This window comes from Thermaerobacter subterraneus DSM 13965 (assembly GCF_000183545.2).
In the GTDB taxonomy this organism is placed as follows: domain Bacteria; phylum Bacillota; class Sulfobacillia; order Thermaerobacterales; family Thermaerobacteraceae; genus Thermaerobacter; species Thermaerobacter subterraneus.
On sequence record NZ_JH976536.1, the window covers coordinates 1 to 15,485 of the forward strand.

Genomic DNA, 15,485 nt, shown 5'->3' on the forward strand with positions numbered 1-15,485 from the left:
GCCCCCCGGCTCCGGCGCGGGCGCCTCCGCCGGCCTGCTGGCGGCCCACCCCGCCGGCAGCGGGGGCTCCGGCAGCGGCCCGGGCGCCGGGCCCGTCCGGCCCGGCGCCCGGGAGGGCACCACCCCGCCCCACCGGGCCCGGCCGCTGCTGGAGCTGACGCGGGACCGGGCCATCCGGTCCTGGAGCCACCCGTGACGCCCCTGGTGGCCGGCCTGGAGCGGCTGACGGAGCGCCTGGGCCGGCAATCCGACCTGACGGCCCGCCTGATGCAGGCCCTTCCCCGGGGCGCGGCCAGCATCGGCGAGGCGGCCGTGGCCAGCACCTGCGTGCACCTGCTGGTGGCGGGCCGCCCGGGGGTCGTCCAGGTGCTGGAGGACGCCGATGCCGGCCGGGTCTTCTACGGCCGCTCCCACCCCGGCCAGATCCTGCACATCGACATCTTCCACGCCGAGGGGGAGGTGGACCACCGCCTGGTCGCCCGGCAGCTCGGCCGGGCCGCCCGCGTCTTCGCCCGGGACGCCGGTTCCTACCGCGTCGCCGGCCTGCCCGTGGAACAGATCCCCGACTACATCGACCTGCAGACCGGTACCGGCGGCGGGCGGGCGTCGGGGTCGCTGATCTACGGTCGCCGGCTGTCCCTGCGCCTGGCCCACCGCAACCACGTCCACCTGGCCATCGGCCTGCCCCGCGCCCTCTGGGGGTTTGCCGTGTACGCCGTGGCTGCCGTGGAGGAAGCGGTGCTGCAGACCGGCCTGGAGCTGCGCCGGGTCGACGCGGTGGAGCTGGTGTGCGGCCGCGGCGGGGCGCCCCTGGACCTCAGCGACTACGAGACGGCATCCGACTCGTTCCTCCGGGAGGAGCGACGGCCCCGGCCGGGGGCGGGCAGCGGGCCGTGGGGCGGGGCCTGGGGTGAGCCGCGCGGCGGCTCCCCGCCCCTGGGCGCCCAGGGGGCCCCCGGGGCGCCGGGATGGGGTGGTGCCGCCGCGGGCGGCGGGGAAGGGGAGGCCGGTGGGCCCGGTGGGCGCGGCGGCGCGACCGGGGGGAGCCCGGGCGGTGGCGGGCCCGGCGGGTGGGCTCCGCCGGGGGAGGAAGTCATCCTGCGCGGTCCCGCGCCCTGGCCGGGCCGTGCGGGCACCGGTGATCCCTCGGAGCCGGGGGACGGAGGCGCCTCCCGGCACCGGGCGCCCGGCCTGCGGGGCGCCGGTTCCTGGCGGGAAGTCCCCGTCGGTGGCCCGGACGGGGGCTGGGGGAGCAGCGGGCGGCTCCGGGACGGCCGCAGCGGGAGAGGCCGGGAGGGCCCAGGGTCCTGGCGGGTCCTCTGGCGCGCCTGGCGGCGCGGCCCGGCGGAGGAAGGCCGCGCCGGTACAGGTTCCGCCGCCGGCCCGGCGCGGGGCCGGCCCGGCCATCCGGCCTCCACCGGCGGCCTCCCCGAGGGGTTCCTGCCGGCGGTCGGGGAGCCGGGCCCGGGGACCGGGCCGGAGGGGTACCCGGGCCCGTGGGGGTCCCAAGCCCCGCTGGTCCGGGGGGTGCCCGGACGGCACCGGATACCGGGAGAGGGCGGCGCTTCCGCCTCCCCGGAGGGGAGTCCCCGGCGGGGCGCCGCCCACCCCCAGGCAGGGGACGGGCCGCGGCCGCAGGAGGGCACCGGCACCGGAGCAGGCCCGGCGCACGGGGAAGGGGCCGCCTCCGGACCCGGCTCGGCGGAGCCCGGCGCCGGGGCGGCGGCCGGTTCGTCCGGTGGGGCAGCGGTCTCCGGCGCGGGGGGCCCAAAGCCCGGAGCCTCTGCGAGCCCCGGCGGGCTGGCCCGCCGCCAGCGCCTTTTGGCGCGATCCCTGAACTGGCTGCGGGAGACGGGGGTCGACCTGGGCGCCGCCCTGCTGGAACGGCTGGGGCCGGGCGCCACCATGCGGGACCTGCAGCTTCCCGGTGCCAGCTACGAGGACCTGCGCCGCTGGCTCAACGACCTGCGCGAGGCGGGGCTGGTGGAACGGGACGGGGAGCGCTACCGCCTGAACCCCCAGGGGTGGGAACTCATGGCCTACCTGCTGGAGGAGCCGGGCACCGTGCGCACCACCCTCCGGCGCCTGTTGCGGGTGAGGCCGGCCCGGCCCGACCCGCGACCTGGCCACAGCCCGGTCACGGTGTACGACGACGAGCGGGGCCGGCAGGCCAACCGGCGGGTGGTGCGCCCCTGGGAACCGGGTGCCGGGGGCGACGGCTTGGCCGTGGCCGAGTCGGTGATGGCGGCCCTGGCCCGGGGGGGCCTGCCCCTGCGCGTCCAGCCCCAGGACCTGCGGCTGTACCGCCGCCTGCGCCGGCACCCCGTGGACGTCTGCCTGGTGCTAGACGCCAGCGCCAGCATGGCGGGAAACCGTATCCGGGCCGCCAAGGACCTGGCCCAGCAGCTTCTGGTCTCCACCCGCGACCGGGTGGCGGTCATCACCTTCCAGGAGCGGGTGGTGCAGGTCCAGGTCCCCCTCACCCGCAACACCAGCCGGGTCGAACGCGGCCTCAGCCAGATCCAGCCCTACGGCCTGACCCCCCTGGCCCAGGGCCTGGAGGTGGCGCTGCTCTACCTCGCCCAGAGCCGGGCACGCAACCCCCTGCTGGTGCTCGTCACCGACGGCATCCCCACCGTCCCCTACCGGACGGCGAACCCGCTGGAGGACGCGGTGCAGGTGGCCCGGCAGCTTGGCACAGGGCGCTTCGGCCGGGTGGGTTTCACCTGCATCGGCCTTCAGCCCAACGAGCGGTACCTGCGGGAACTGGTGCGGGCGGCCGGCGGGCGCCTCTATGTGGTCGACGAGCTGGAGCGGGAGACGTTGATCTCCATCGTCCACCGGGAAAGGGCCCAGCGGAAGGAACGCGCCCGGCCCTGATCTCTGTCGAACTCGGCCCGGGGCGATCCGGCACACCCGCCAGGGGCCCGGCGCAGGAACACCCCCCTGCCTGTCGAAGACCGCCTCCCTGTGGAGGCGATGCCCGTGCCATTTTCTGGCACCCCAAGCCCGGCAGGACATCAAGACCCGCGCCCTTGCTGCGGCCGGGGCCGCCGCCGAGGGGGACGGGACCGGTGAGGGTTCCCCTGGTGGGCCGCCGCTGGCAGGTGCGCCCGGCCGATCCGGCCGCCGCCCAGCGGCTGGCCCGGGCCCTGGGGGTGACACCCCTGACGGCCCGCGTGCTGGCCGCCCGCGGCTGGACGGACGTGGCGGCGGCCCGCCGCCTGCTGGACGGCCACCCCCTGCTGCACGATCCCTTCCTGCTGACCGGCATGGAGGCGGCGGTGGCGCGGATCCGGACCGCCCTGGCCCGGGACGAGGGGATCCTGATCGTGGGCGACTACGACGTGGACGGGGTGGCGGCGGCGGCACTGCTCTACCGCGGCCTGCAGGATTTCGAACCCGGTGCCCGGGTCCAGGTCTACATCCCCGACCGGCACGGGGAGGGCTACGGCGTCCCGCCGGGCGCGCTGGAGGCCGCCCAGGCCATGGGCGCGACCCTGCTCATCACCGTGGACAACGGCATCGCGGCCCACGGGCCGCTGGGCGAGGCGGCGCGCCGGGGGCTGGACGTCATCGTCACCGATCACCACCAGCCGCAGGGGGAGTTGCCGCCGGCCCTGGCCGTGATCAACCCCCACCGTCCGGACAGCCGCTACCCCTGGCGCGGCCTCTGCGGCACCGGCGTGGTCTTCAAGCTGCTGCAGGCCCTGCTGGGGGACGAACCGGCTTCCCCCGTCTGGTGGCAGCTGGCCGCCCTGGCCACCGTGGCCGACGTGGTCCCCCTCCAGGACGAGAACCGCACCCTGGTGCAGCGGGGCCTGGCGGAGCTGGCCGCAGCGCCCCTGCCGGGGCTGGCGGCACTGGCGGAGGTGGCGGGCCTGGGGGACACGCGCCTCGACGCCCACGGGGTGGCCTTCATCCTGGCGCCGCGCCTCAACGCGGCCGGCCGCATGGGCTCCGCCTACCAGGCGTGGGAGCTGCTGGCCACCGACCAGCGGGAACGGGCCCGGGCCCTGGCCCTGGCCGTCGACCAGCTCAACCGGTTGCGCCGGCAGCAGGAAGACCTGGCCCTCGGGCAGGCCCTCCAGCGCCTGGAGCGGGGCGAGGGGCTGTACGGCGACGAGGTGATCGCCCTGGCCCACCCGGGCTGGCACCAGGGGGTGCTGGGGATCGTGGCGTCCCGCCTGGTCGACCTGTTCCACCGCCCGGCCCTGGTGGGCCGCCAGCAGGCCGAATGGATCACCGGTTCGGGGCGCAGCATCGCCGGGTTCCACCTGTTCCGGGCGCTGGCGTCTTGCGCCGGGCTCTTTGCCCGCTTCGGCGGCCATGCCCAGGCGGCGGGTTTCACCTTGCCGGCCGCCCGGTGGCGCGAGCTGGGGGAGCGGCTGGCGGCAGAGGCGCGCCGGTCCCTGACCCCGGCCCAGCGGGTGCCGGTGGTGGAGGTGGACGCCGTGGCCCGCCCGGAGGAACTGACCGTGGAGGCCGTCCGCCAGCTGGAGCGGCTGGCCCCCTTCGGGGAAGGCAACCCCGAGCCTGTGATCGCCCTGGCGGATCTGCCGCCCGCCGTGGCCCGGGCGGTGGGGGGCGGCGAGCACCTGCGGCTGGAATGGCCGGGGGGCTGGTCGGCGGTGGCCTTCGGCCTGGGCGAGCTGGCACGCCAGCTGGCCCAGGTGCCCCAGGTGGAGGTGGCCGTGCGGCCGCGGGTCGACGCTTACCGCGGCAACCTGCGGGTCGATCTCCGGGTCCAGGACCTGCGCCCGGCCGAGCCGGCCCGGGCGACGTGGCTGGCCGCCGAGCTGGAGCGGCGGCGGCGGTGGACGGCCGAGCTCTACCCTGACCGCGCGGCCCTGGTGCAGGTCTATACCGCCCTGGAGGAGGTCGCCCGGGGCAGGGAAGGGTTGGCGGTGCCCACCTCAGGGGGCTGGCTCCTGCCCGCGGGGCCTCGGGCTCTTCTGGACGCCCTGGCCGCCCGGCTGCCCCGGTGGCCGCGCCATACCCTGCAGGCGGCCCTGGAGATCCTGCGGGAAGCCGGGGTCCTGGCACCGGCGGGCGGCGGCGGGCCGGGACGGCCACCCGGCGGGCCTGCAGGCGGCCCCCCGCCGGCGCTGCCGCCGGGTGCCGGGCCGGAGGCAGCGGCGGTTGCCGGCGGGGCGTGGGTGCTGGCCCCGCGGGGACAGAAGGCCTTCGACCTCAACCGCAGCCCCCGCTACCGCACCGGCACCCTGCGCCGCCAGGTGCTGGACCGGGTGGCCGCTGCGCTGGCGGCAGGCCGCTGGGGCGAAGCCGAAGAGGTGCTGGCCCAGCCTCTGGCTGTACCGCTCCCTCTGGGATACAATGAACTGATAAGAAACGCCAACGGGCAGCAGGGAAGGATCAACGGGCCGGGCGCAGGGAGCCGGGACGCTCCCGGGGGACAAGAGGCGCCGGGCGGCCGCTGAGCCTGCGGGCGCCGGAAGGGCCGGACGGGCGACCCGGCCGGAGGAAAGGGGGTGCTGGCCCGTGGCCGTGGAGCTGCAGCCTTCCGTCACACCCGATGAGCTGATCCGCCGGGCCGGGCGGTATCTCGGCCCGGAGGACCTGGACTGGCTGCGCCGCGCCTTCGAGTTCGGGAAGGCGGCCCATCAGGGGCAGAAGCGGGCCTCGGGCCAGGACTTCATCGAGCACCCCCTGGCGGTGGCCCTCATCCTGGCCGACCTGGAGCTGGATGCCGCCACCCTGGTGGCGGCCCTGCTCCATGACACCGTGGAAGACACCGAGGTCACCCTGGAACAGGTGGAGCGGGAGTTCGGCTCCGAGGTGGCCCTTTTGGTGGACGGGGTGACGAAGCTCAACCAGATCGAATGGCGCACCCGCCTGGAAGAGCAGGCGGAGAACCTGCGCAAGATGTTCCTGGCCATGGCCCGGGACATCCGGGTCGTGCTGATCAAGCTGGCCGACCGCCTGCACAACATGCGCACCCTGGCCGTGGTGCCGCGGGAGAAGCAGATCGCCAAGTCGCGGGAGACCCTGGAGATCTTCGCGCCCCTGGCCCACCGCCTCGGCATGTCCCAGATCCAGTGGGAGCTGGAAGACCTGGCCCTGCGCTACCTGGAGCCCGAGCGCTACCGGGAGCTCTCCGAGCGCATCCCCCGCAAGCGGGCGGAGCGGGAAGAGCTGGCCCAGGTGATCATCCGCACCCTGCGCGCCAAGCTGGCCGAGGCCGGCATCCGGGCGGACATCCAGGGGCGGGCCAAGCACTTCTACAGCATCTACCGCAAGATGTACGAGCAGGGCAAGGACCTGTCCCAGATCTACGACCTGATCGCCGTGCGGGTCATCGTGGATACGGTGAAGGACTGCTACGGGGCGCTGGGCGTGGTCCACACCATCTGGCGGCCGCTGCCCGGCCGCTTCAAGGACTACATCGCCACCCCCAAGTCCAACATGTACCAGTCCCTGCACACCACGGTGATCGGGCCCCAGGGCGAGCCCTTCGAGATCCAGATCCGCACCTGGGACATGCACCGCACCGCCGAGTACGGCATCGCCGCCCACTGGCGGTACAAGGAGCGGGGGCGCACCGACAAGGACTTCGACGCCAAGCTGGCCTGGCTGCGCCAGGTGCTGGAGTGGCAGAACGACCTGGGCGACGCCCGGGAGTTCATGGAGTCCCTGAAGATCGACGTCTTTTCCGACGAGGTCTTCGTCTTCACGCCCAAGGGGGACGTGATCGACCTGCCGGCGGGTTCCACCCCGGTGGACTTCGCCTTCCGGATCCACACGGAGATCGGCCACCGCTGCGTGGGCGCCAAGGTCAACGGCCGCATCGTGCCGCTGGACTACCGGCTGAAGAACGGGGACATCGTCGAGATCCTGACCAGCAAGCAATCCAGCGGTCCCAGCGCCGACTGGCTCCAGTTCGTGCGCACCTCCACGGCCCGCAGCCGGATCCGCCAGTGGCTCAAGAAGCAGCGGCGGGACGAGAACCTGGAGCGCGGGCGCCTCATGCTGGAGCACGAGCTCAGGGCCCACGGCCTGCCGGTGAAGGAGGTCTGGCGCAAGGACTGGCTGGATGAGGTGGCCGCCCGCTACAACCTGCCGGACGGCGAGGAGCTGCTGGTATGCATCGGCTACGGCGGGGTGGCGGCGGGCCAGGTGGCGGGCCGCCTGCGGGACCTGTACCGCCGCCAGGGGGCCGCGCGGGAAGGGGGCGAGGCCGTCCCGGCCGTGCCCGAGGAGGTGCGCCGCGCCCGGTCCGCGCCGGCGCAAGGCGCCGGGGTGCGGGTAGGCGGCCTGGACCATGTCCTGGTGCGCTTCTCCCGCTGCTGCAGCCCGGTTCCCGGGGATCCCATCGTGGGCTACGTGACCCGGGGGCGAGGGGTCTCGATCCACCGGGCCGATTGCAATATGCTCAAGGCGAGCCCCGAGGCCGGCCAGCGGCTGATCGACGTCAGCTGGGACCAGGTGGCGGGGCAGGCCTTCCCGGTGGCGGTGGAGATCGACTGCTACGACCGGGTGGGGCTGCTGTCCGACATCGCGGCGGTGGTGGCCGATACGCGGCGCAACATCCTGGCGGTGCGCACCCGCACCCACCGGGACGGCACGGCCACCATCGACCTGGTGGTGGAGGTCCAGAACCTGGAGCAGTTCGACCACCTGCGCCGGCAGCTGGAGCGGGTGCGGGACGTGATCCGGGTGGAGCGGGTGGTCAACCGGTAAGGGCCGCGGGCCGGGGCGATTGCCGGACCGCGGGGGACCCGCAGCGGGAACGGAGGTCGGGTATGCGGGCCGTGATCCAGCGGGTGGCCCGGGCCTCGGTGCACACCGCCGGACAAGCCCCTCGCACCATCGGTCGAGGGGTCGTTGTTTTGCTGGGGGTGGAACGGGGCGACGGGCCGGCCGACGTGGAGTGGATGACCGAGAAGATCGCGAACCTGCGCATCTTTCCCGGCGAGGGCGCGGCGGCCGGGAAGCACTTCGAACGGTCCCTCCAGGAGACGGAGGGCCACGTCCTTGTGGTGTCCCAGTTCACCCTGCTGGGGGATTGCCGGCGGGGGCGGCGGCCTTCCTTCAGCGCCGCCGCGCCCCCCGGGGAGGCCGAGCCCCTCTACCGGGCGGTGGCCGAGGCCCTGGCGGCGCGGGGCCTGTTCGTCCAGACGGGCTGGTTCGGTGCCGACATGCAGGTGGAGCTGGTCAACGACGGGCCGGTGACCTTATGGCTCGACAGCCGGGCGTAGGGCCGGCAGCAGGGCGATGGCCGGCCCGCCGGCCGGCAGGGCCGGCGGGCCCGAGGAGGGAGAGGTTTGGAGCGCATCCAGCGACCCCGAGGCACCTATGACGTGACCCCGGAAGAGGCGCCGCGGTGGCAGGCCCTGGAGGCCCGCATCCGCCACGTGGCCGCCCGCTTCGGCTTCGGCGAGCTGCGCACGCCCGTCATCGAGGCGCGGGAGCTGTTCCAGCGCACGGTGGGCGAGACGACGGACATCGTCCAGAAGGAGATGTACGTGCTGACCCCGCCGGGCAGCGACCGCCAGCTGGTCTTGCGGCCGGAGGGCACGGCGGCGGCGGTGCGGGCCTACCTGGAAAACGGGCTGCACAACGGCCCCCAGCCGGTCAAGCTCTTCTACATCCAGCCCATGTTCCGCCACGAGCGGCCCCAGGCGGGGCGCTACCGCCAGCACGTCCAGTTCGGCGCCGAGATCTTCGGGGCGGGGGAGGCGACGGCCGATGCGGAGATCATCGCACTGGCCATGACCCTCTTCGCGGAGCTGGGGCTGGAGGGCCTGGAGGTGCACCTCAACAGCATCGGCTGCCCTGCCTGCCGGCCCCGTTACCGGCAGGCCCTGCTGGAGTATTACCGGCCCCGGGCGGCGGAGCTGTGCGCCGACTGCCGGGCGCGGCTGGAGACCAACCCGCTGCGCCTGCTGGACTGCAAGGTGCCGGCGGACCAGCCCCACAAGGCCGGGGCGCCCCGCACCGTGGACTACCTGTGCCAAGACTGCCGGGCCCACTTTGACGAGCTGCAGTCGGCGCTGGACGCCCTGGGGATCGCCTACCGGCTGGACCCCGGCCTGGTGCGTGGGCTGGACTACTACACCCGGACCGTCTTCGAGATCAAGTACGGCGGCCTGGGCGCCCAGGACACCGTGTGCGGCGGCGGCCGCTACGATGGCCTGATCGAGCTTTTGGGCGGGCCGCCCACGCCCGGCGTGGGCTTCGGCATGGGCCTGGAGCGCCTCCTGCTCACCCTGGAGGCGGCAGGTCGCCCGCCGGGGGCCCGCCGGCCCCTGGACGCCTACGTGGCGGTGGCGGGCCAGGTACCGCGGACGCGGGTCCTGGCCCTGGTGCAGGCGCTGCGCCACCAGGGCCTGGCCGTGGACATGGACCATGTGGGCCGCAGCCTCAAGGCCCAGCTGCGGGCGGCTGGGCGGCTCCCGGTGCGCTATGCCGTCATCCTGGGGGATGACGAGTGGGCCCGCGGCGAGGCGGCGGTGCGGGAGCTGGCGTCGGGCCAGCAGCGACGGGTGCCCCTGGGGGAGCTGGCCGCGGTCCTGCGGCCTGCCGGGGCGGACGCGGCGGCGGAGACGAGGGGATCGGCGGAGGTGGACCGGGCATGAGGGCGATGGACGAATCCGGCCGGGAAGGGGCGACCCTGGCACCGGCCCTCAGTTCCTGGCAGGGGGAGCGCATGGGCCGGGACCTGGGATGCGGCGAGGTGCGGCCGGAGCACGTGGGCCGGACCCTGACGGTGGCCGGCTGGGTCCACCGGGTGCGGGACCTGGGCGGGCTGCGCTTCGTGGAGGTGCGCGACCGCACGGGGCGCCTGCAGCTGGTGATCAACCGGGCGGAAGCGCCGCCGGAGGTGGTGCAGGCGGCGGAAGGGCTGCGGGCCGAGTTCGTCGTCGCCGCCCGGGGCACCGTGCGCCGCCGGGCGCCCGAGGCGGTCAACCCGCGGCTGGCAACGGGCGAGGTGGAACTGGTGCCCGCCCAGCTCTGGATCCTGGCGACCAGCAAGACGCCGCCCTTTGAGCTCGATGCCGCCGCCGAGGTGGACGAGGGCCTGCGGCTGCGCTACCGCTACCTGGACCTGCGGCGGCCGGCCATGTTCCGCAACCTGTGGCTGCGCCACCGGGCCTATCAGGTGGTGCGCCGGTACTTCGACCGCAACGGCTTCCTCGAGGTGGAGACCCCCATGCTCACCCGGAGCACGCCCGAGGGAGCCCGCGACTACCTGGTGCCCAGCCGCCTGCATCCCGGGCGCTTCTATGCGCTGCCCCAGTCGCCCCAGCTGTTCAAGCAGCTCTTGATGGTGGGCGGCATCGAGCGCTACTTCCAGATCGTGCGCTGCTTCCGGGACGAGGACCTGCGCGCCGACCGGCAGCCCGAGTTCACCCAGATCGACGTGGAGATGAGCTTCGTCGACGTGGACGACGTGCTGGCCATGGCGGAGGGCATGATGGCCGAGCTGTGGCAGGAGCTGCTGGGCGTCGAGGTCCCCCTGCCCTTGCCGCGGCTGACCTATGCCGAGGCCATGGCCCGGTATGGCAGCGACAAGCCGGACCTGCGCTACGAGCCCGTCGTGGTGGACGTCAGCGACGTGTTCGTCCAGACTGGCTTCCGCGGGTTCCAGGCGGCCCTGGCGTCCGGCGGGGCGGTGAGGGCCCTGCGCGCTCCGGGCGGTGCGGCCCTTTCCCGCAAGGAGCTGGACGCCCTCAACGAGACGGCCCGCGCCGCCGGCAGCCCGGGCGTGGCCTGGATCGCGGTGCCGGAACCCGATCCCGAGGCCTGGCGGGGTCCGGTGGTGAAGTTCTTCACGCCGGAGGAACGAGCCGCCCTGGCCGGCCGGCTGGAGCTCCGGGCGGGCGACCTGGTCCTGCTGGCGGCGGACGAGCCCGAGCGGGCCTCGGTGGTGCTGGGCAAGCTGCGCCTGCAGCTGGCGGAGCGGCTGGCGTGGCCGCGGGTCAAGGAATGGGCCTTCACCTGGGTGGTGGACTTCCCCCTGCTGGAGTGGGACGAGGAGGAGCAGCGCTACGTGGCGCGCCATCACCCCTTCACCTCGCCCCGGGACGAGGATCTGGACCGCCTGGAGTCGGATCCGGCCGGCGTGCGTGCCAGGGCGTACGACCTGGTGCTCAACGGCTACGAGATCGGCGGCGGCAGCATCCGGATCCACCGGCGGGACGTGCAGGAGCGGGTGTTCCGGGCCATCGGCCTGCCCCCGGAGAAGGCCCGGGAGCGCTTCGGCTTCCTCCTGGAAGCCTTTGACTACGGCCCGCCGCCCCACGGCGGCATCGCCTTCGGCTTCGACCGCATCGTGATGCTGGCGGCGGGGGCGTCCAGCATCCGCGACGTCATCGCCTTCCCCAAGACGGCCCGCGCGGTCGACCCGCTGACCGGCGCCCCGGCGGAGGTCGACCCCGGCCAGCTGGAGGAGCTGCACCTGCGCATCCAGCAGCGGTAAGCCCGGCCCGCGGCGCCGGCCATCTCCAGCCTTTCACCGTTGAAGGGGCCGGGGGCCCGTGCTACGATGAAGGCGCGCGAGCGGAGCGGCACGAGCCACCCTGCGGTGCGCGTGGTGCGCAAGAAGTCTTGATCCAACACCAAGACAAAGGGAGCCCGGCTCTCCGCGGCCTGCGTCCATGCCCCCACGGTCAGGGGACGGGCAAGACGGTCGTGGGAGGGCACCCACCTGTGGGGGAGCGGGTTCAAAGACTCTGGCGCCACGGCACACGCGGGGTGGGCCTTTTGACAGGCATCCGGCCGGGCAGGGACCCGGCCGGTTTTGTATTCTGTGCGGCGTGCCGCCGCGGTGCCCTGGCGGGCGCCCGGCGGCGCCGGTCGCGGACCGTTGTCCCGGCCCGGCCGTTGTGGTTTAAGATGGTGCTGTACCCAGACCCGCCGGCAGGACCGGCGCCGGCCTCGGGACCCGGCGCCGGGACCTCCCGCTGCGGGGGCGGCCGCCGGTGCCGGTGCCGGGGCCTCGCGGTCCGGGCGCCGGTGCCGCCATGGCTCGCCGGCGGCCCCAGGGTCAGGAAGAAGGAGGCGCAGGCATGGCAGCGGGCATTCTGGATCTCACCGCCGAACAGTTCGACGCGGAAGTGCTGCAGTCCGACCAGCCGGTGCTGGTGGACTTCTGGGCGCCCTGGTGCGGCCCGTGCCGCATGATCGCTCCCATCGTGGAGGAGATCGCGCAGGAGTATGCCGGCCGGCTGAAGGTCGCCAAGCTGAACGTGGACGACCACGGCGTCATCGCCGGCCGCTACGGCGTCATGTCCATTCCCACCCTCCTGGTCTTCAAGGGCGGCCAGCCCGTGGCCCGCATCGTGGGCTTCCGTCCCAAGGAAGAGCTGGAGCAGGAGATCCTCAAGGCCATCGGTTGAGGAGAACCGGCCACCCGCGGGGCTGCGGCCGCCAGGGCCGCAGCCCCGCCCGTGTATTGCGGGCCGGCGGGGATCATCCTGGGAACCCGGGGGCGTGGGGCCGGAGCGGGAGGCTGGGCTATGGGCGGGCACCATCGGGGGAGAGGGGCGGGGCCACCGCCCGCCGCGGGAGACGGGCCGCCGGGGAGCCGGTCCGGCCCCAGCGGCTTTCCGTTGCACCGGTCCGGCCCGTCCCCGGCCGGTGCCGGCGGCGGCGCCGCGCCCTCGGAGCCGGCGGCCTCACCGTCGCCGGCGGGCGCATTGCCTTGTCCCGCCTGCGGAGCGCAGCTTTCGCGCCGGCCCTGGGGATGGCTCTGCCCCCGGTGCGGGTTCCACCCCACCTGAGGACAGGATTGCTGACCGCCCGGGAGGCGGTCGGGAGAGGAGAAGCAGCCGTGGCGGACATCATCGACTTCCGCAGCGACACCGTCACCCAGCCCACGCCCGCCATGCGCCGGGCCATGGCCCAGGCGGAGGTGGGCGACGACGTCTACGGCGAGGATCCCACGGTCCGGCGCCTGGAAGAGGTGGCGGCCGAGCGGCTGGGCAAGGCGGCCGGCCTGTTCTTCCCCAGCGGTACCATGGCGAACCAGGCGGCGGTGCTGGCCCACACGCGCCGCGGCGACGAGGTGCTGCTGGAGGAAGAATCCCACATCTATTACTACGAGGTGGGCGGCGTGGCCTTGCTGGCGGGCTGCCAGGTGCGGCCCCTTCCGTCCCGACGCGGGGTGCTGGATCCGGCGGTGGTCGAGGCCGCCATCCGGCCCGCCAACATCCACTTCCCGCCGCCGCGGCTCCTTTGCCTGGAGAACACCCACAACCGCTGGGGCGGCACGGTGATGACGGCGGAAGAGACGGCCGCGGTGGCCGAGGTGGCCCACCGCCACGGCCTCAAGGTCCACCTGGACGGGGCCCGCATCTTCAACGCGGCGGTGGCCCTGGGGGTGCCGGCCGACCGCCTGGCGGCCCCGGCCGATTCGGTGATGTTCAGCCTGTCGAAGGGGCTGGGCTGCCCCGTGGGCTCCGTGCTGGTGGGTGACCGGGAGTTCATCGCCGAGGCGCGCCGCTACCGCAAAGCCCTGGGTGGCGGCATGCGGCAGGCGGGCATCCTGGCGGCGGCGGGCCTGGTGGCCCTGGACGAGATGATCGACCGCCTGGCGGAAGACCACGCCCTGGCGCGCCGCCTGGCCGAGGGCCTGGCCAGTCTGCCAGGGGTCCGGGTGGACATGGAGACGGTCCAGACCAACATGGTGATGGCCGACGTCAGCGGCACGGGCCGGACGGCCTACCAGCTGGCCGGGGAGCTGGCGGCCGCCGGGGTCAAGGTCAACGCCGTGGACGCCCACCGGCTGCGCTGGGTCACCCACAAGGACGTGGGACCGGCCGACGCGGACCGGGCGCTGGCCATCTTCCACCGGATCCTGACCCAAGGCTGACGCGGGCGGCCCGGCCGGGAAGGCCGCCCGGAAGGAGCGGGGCGAGGGTGGTGCCGAAGGGCACGCCTGGAGCCGGCAAGGACAAGCCGGAACAAGACCTCTTCGCCAGGGCGGCGGAGGAACGGGCCCGGCAGCAAGCGCCCCTGGCCGAGCGCATGCGGCCCCGGACCCTGGAGGAGTTCGTGGGCCAGCAGCACCTGGTGGGCCCGGGGCGGCTGCTGCGGCGGGCCATCGAAGCGGACCGCCTGGGGTCGATCATCCTCTGGGGCCCGCCGGGCTCGGGCAAGACGACCCTGGCCCGGATCATCGCCCGCACCACCCGGGCCCACTTCGAGCCCCTCAACGCCGTCACCGCGGGGGTGGGCGACCTGCGGCGGGTGGTGGAGGAGGCCCGGGAGCGGTGGGCCCTGGAGGGCCGCTCGACGGTGCTCTTCGTCGACGAGGTCCACCGCTGGAACCGGGCCCAGCAGGACGCCCTGCTGCCCCACCTGGAGAGCGGCCTGGTGGCCCTGATCGGCGCCACCACGGAGAACCCCTACTTCGCCTGCGTCCCGCCCCTGGTTTCGCGGGCCCGGATCTTCCGCTTGGAGCCCCTTTCCGATGACGACATGCGGCAGCTCCTGCTGCGTGCCCTGGCCGATCCCGAGCGGGGCCTGGGAAGGTACCGCGCAGAGGTGGACCCGGCCGCCCTGGAGCACCTGGTGAGGGTGGCCGGCGGGGACGCCCGCACGGCCCTGAACGCCCTGGAGCTGGCCGTGCTCACCACGCCGCCGGGGGCGGACGGGGTGCGGCGCATCACCCTGGCGGCGGCCGAGGAGTCCATCCAGCGGCGGGCCCTGGCCTACGACCCCGCGGGCGACGAGCACTACGACCACATGTCGGCCCTGATCAAGAGCATCCGCGGCTCCGACCCCGATGCCGCCGTCTACTGGCTGGCCCGGATGCTCTACGCGGGCGAGGATCCCCGCACCATCGCCCGGCGCCTGCTGGTCCATGCGGCGGAGGACGTGGGGCTGGCCGACCCGCGGGCCCTGCAGGTGGCCGCCGCGGCGGCCGCGGCGGCGGAGCAGGTGGGCATGCCCGAGGCCCGTATCCCCCTGGCGGAAGCCGTGCTCTACCTGGCCACGGCACCCAAGAGCAATTCGGTGATCCGGGCCATCGACGCGGCCTGGAGAGCCGTGGAAGAACAGGCCATCGCCGGGGTCCCCCGGCACCTGCGGGATGCCCACTACCGGGGCGCCCGGGCCCTGGGGCACGGCCAGGGCTACCGCTACCCCCACGACTTCCCGGGCCATTTCGTCCGGCAGCAATACCTGCCGGACGAGCTCCTGGGCGCCCGCTTCTATGTCCCCAGCGACCAGGGGTACGAGGGCCGCCTGGCGCCCGTCATCGAAGCCCGGCGGGGACCGGCCGGACCGCCTGGACCGCGGCGAGGACAGCCGGCTAGGGAGCCGGGCCGGCCCGATGGGGACGATCTTCCGTCCCGCCAGGGGAGGTCGCGGGCCGGGCAACCACCAGGGGCGCAGGCACCCTCCACGGACGGGGAACCTGAGGGCGGAGGAACGCCCGTCACGCCCCGCGAAGAGTAGCCCGGCGGCCGGGGCCCGCCCGGCGAGCAGCGGCCCCGGCCGGGGAAGGAGCGCATCGG

10 protein-coding genes and 1 other RNA gene are annotated in these 15,485 nt (G+C 74.6%); all 11 read left to right on the forward strand.

Translation table 11 applies throughout. The annotated features are described in order from the left end of the window. Positions 1–196: hypothetical protein (locus THESUDRAFT_RS13750; RefSeq protein ID WP_006904704.1), on the forward strand; the 196-nt coding region annotated here is incomplete at its 5' end. Then, a complete protein-coding gene (locus THESUDRAFT_RS10185) occupies positions 193–2,880 on the forward strand; it encodes a VWA domain-containing protein (protein WP_006904705.1) in 2,688 nt (895 codons plus the stop codon). The genes THESUDRAFT_RS13750 and THESUDRAFT_RS10185, both read left to right, overlap by 4 nt. A 194-nt stretch (positions 2,881–3,074) precedes the next feature. Then, a complete protein-coding gene (gene recJ / locus THESUDRAFT_RS10190; RefSeq protein ID WP_006904706.1) occupies positions 3,075–5,441 on the forward strand; it encodes a single-stranded-DNA-specific exonuclease RecJ in 2,367 nt (788 codons plus the stop codon). 61 nt (positions 5,442–5,502) lie between these two features. Further along, positions 5,503–7,701 (forward strand): RelA/SpoT family protein, encoded by a 2,199-nt coding sequence (locus tag THESUDRAFT_RS10195; protein WP_006904707.1) that lies wholly within the window; start codon positions 5,503–5,505, stop codon positions 7,699–7,701. A 62-nt stretch (positions 7,702–7,763) separates the two neighbouring features. Continuing rightward, positions 7,764–8,219: a D-aminoacyl-tRNA deacylase gene (gene dtd / locus THESUDRAFT_RS10200; RefSeq protein WP_006904708.1), complete on the forward strand. Its 456-nt coding sequence runs from the start codon at positions 7,764–7,766 to the stop codon at positions 8,217–8,219. Between the two features lie 66 nt (positions 8,220–8,285). Then, positions 8,286–9,599, forward strand: a complete 1,314-nt coding sequence (hisS, locus tag THESUDRAFT_RS10205) for a histidine--tRNA ligase (RefSeq protein ID WP_006904709.1) — start codon at positions 8,286–8,288, stop codon at positions 9,597–9,599. After that, positions 9,596–11,443: an aspartate--tRNA ligase gene (aspS, locus tag THESUDRAFT_RS10210; protein ID WP_006904710.1), complete on the forward strand. Its 1,848-nt coding sequence runs from the start codon at positions 9,596–9,598 to the stop codon at positions 11,441–11,443. Before hisS ends, aspS begins: the two co-directional genes overlap by 4 nt. 94 nt (positions 11,444–11,537) lie before the next feature. After that, positions 11,538–11,724, forward strand: a non-coding RNA gene (gene ssrS, locus THESUDRAFT_RS13060) — 6S RNA. 308 nt (positions 11,725–12,032) lie between these two features. Next, positions 12,033–12,362 carry a thioredoxin gene (trxA, locus tag THESUDRAFT_RS10215; protein ID WP_006904711.1) on the forward strand — a complete coding sequence of 110 codons (330 nt, stop codon included), beginning with the start codon at positions 12,033–12,035 and terminating at the stop codon, positions 12,360–12,362. Between the two features lie 434 nt (positions 12,363–12,796). Next, positions 12,797–13,837 carry a threonine aldolase family protein gene (locus THESUDRAFT_RS10220; protein WP_006904712.1) on the forward strand — a complete coding sequence of 347 codons (1,041 nt, stop codon included), beginning with the start codon at positions 12,797–12,799 and terminating at the stop codon, positions 13,835–13,837. A gap of 47 nt (positions 13,838–13,884) precedes the next feature. Continuing rightward, on the forward strand, positions 13,885–15,426 hold the full coding sequence (locus tag THESUDRAFT_RS10225; protein ID WP_006904713.1) for a replication-associated recombination protein A: 1,542 nt from the start codon (positions 13,885–13,887) through the stop codon (positions 15,424–15,426). The last annotated feature ends 59 nt before the right edge of the window (positions 15,427–15,485 follow it).

Coding starts and splice junctions, on each gene's coding strand:
- dtd (WP_006904708.1), top strand. CDS start 7,764: ATGCGGGCCGTGATCCAGCGGGTGGCCCGGGCCTCGGTGCACACCGCC.
- aspS (WP_006904710.1), top strand. CDS start 9,596: ATGAGGGCGATGGACGAATCCGGCCGGGAAGGGGCGACCCTGGCACCG.
- trxA (WP_006904711.1), top strand. CDS start 12,033: ATGGCAGCGGGCATTCTGGATCTCACCGCCGAACAGTTCGACGCGGAA.